At 32.6% G+C, this 1,662-nt stretch carries 1 pseudogene; it reads left to right on the top strand.

The features are described from left to right. Nucleotides 1-872: 872 nt before the first annotated feature. Nucleotides 873-1,448: pseudogene (locus JOC31_RS09785) on the top strand (IS982 family transposase); the annotation flags it as partial. Nucleotides 1,449-1,662: the final 214 nt, after the last annotated feature.

The following is a 1,662-nucleotide window of genomic DNA, read 5'->3' as shown; positions in this document are numbered from 1 at the left end:
ATTCTCATCGCTTTGAACATGCAAAAAGAGAGAACCAATCTGATTCTCTCTCGCTGCTGATTATAAGTCAACCCACTACAGTTGACGAAGAGCCACTATTCTTTATTAAATTAGAAAAGGGCTTGATAGGGTGATTTAACTGTTTTTTTAGCATTGAAATAAAAGAAAAAATCAATGATAGTGTTAGTCATAACTTACTGCCCTAGAATTTCTTAACACTATTTGTACAGTAATGAAAGCTGAGGTGCTTTATACTATAGATCCTGAGATTTTGCTATATAATTGACAGGTTATAGATTAGGGAGAGACTTAAGTTATTAAATTATTTAAGGAATAGAACTACTTTTTACTCTCTTTTTTTGAATATGTTCCATATTTTTGCTCTCTGTAATGAAGAGATATAGTTGACAGTAGAGTTCGGAAGATATTTAAATCGAATAAGTATCTGGATGAGTTTCAATATAGTTATTCAACTTCGTGATGAAGACTTCTATTTTATTTTTAATTATATTTACTTCTTCAACTGGGGGCATGTGAGGTAAGACTAATTAATTAATATTGTAGCTTTATCTATTAAATGTATATCTGATAGAAATCTATTTAAAGAAGATTGTCTAATGAAATAATGATCTTTCAGATAGTTCAATACAGGAACTGTCTCTTATGATTAGTGTTTACTTTTAGTTTGTATTGCATTATTAATAAGAGTGTAAATGAATAACTAGTCTAAGTGGAGTTTTATCCTTTTTTAATTAGTATGTTAATTCTAAAATACATATTCTTTACTCCTGGTGCTAGTTAATCTCAAAATATAATAAAAAGCCCGAAAGGACTATACTGTAAGTGACAAAACATATAGGAGGTTAGTCCAAATGAGCCACTTACAGTATACCGCTAAATCCCATCATTTACAATGGAATGTGCAACAATTATCTCAAATTTGTTCAAAACTTTACCATGATTACTGCCCTGATTCTCTTAAACATCGTCGTAATCGTAAGTTAGCCAAAGTATCAGACGAGTCGCTACTAGTCTTACTTTTGTTACAAGCTGAGCTAGGCATTAAATCGCAACGTCATTTCTATCGCATCTGCCAACTATTTCCTTGTGGACGATTGTTGGAGCGAAGCCGCTTTAATCGACGAGCAAGACAATTGAGTTGGTTAGTTCAATTGATTCGCCAAGCTTTGAATAAGGAAATTTCTCCTGATGAGTTAGTCATTATAGATAGTTTTCCTTTGCCACTTTGCCAGCCTGTCCGTAATCACAGAGCTAAGATTTTTAATGGTATCGCAGATATTGGCTATAATGCTTCGAAGCGCCTATGGTTTTACGGATTTAAAGTCCATATGCTGGTCACCTTGTCAGGTTGTATCCTAAATTATGTTGTGACCCCTGCTTCTGTCCATGATATTAGAGTAGTGGATGATTTACTAGAAAATTGCCGATAGTCCTTTATTTTAGCTGATTTAGGTTATCTTAGCCGACAACTTAAAGAACATATTCTTTTTATTTACACTTGAGAAAATTAATTTTGAGTTTTATTCAAATTGATGACGGTATATAAAACATGACATAAATGTCATGTTCAATAGAAAGTGTAGCGATTACAATAAGGGTATAAAAAGTAATAAGGGGAGCCACAAGATGAACTCTATTCAA

This window comes from Streptococcus saliviloxodontae (genome assembly GCF_016908655.1).
Taxonomy (GTDB): Bacteria; Bacillota; Bacilli; order Lactobacillales; family Streptococcaceae; genus Streptococcus; species Streptococcus saliviloxodontae.
The sequence above is the reverse complement of the archived record's forward strand: the minus strand, read 5'-3'. Positions and strand labels throughout refer to the sequence as shown.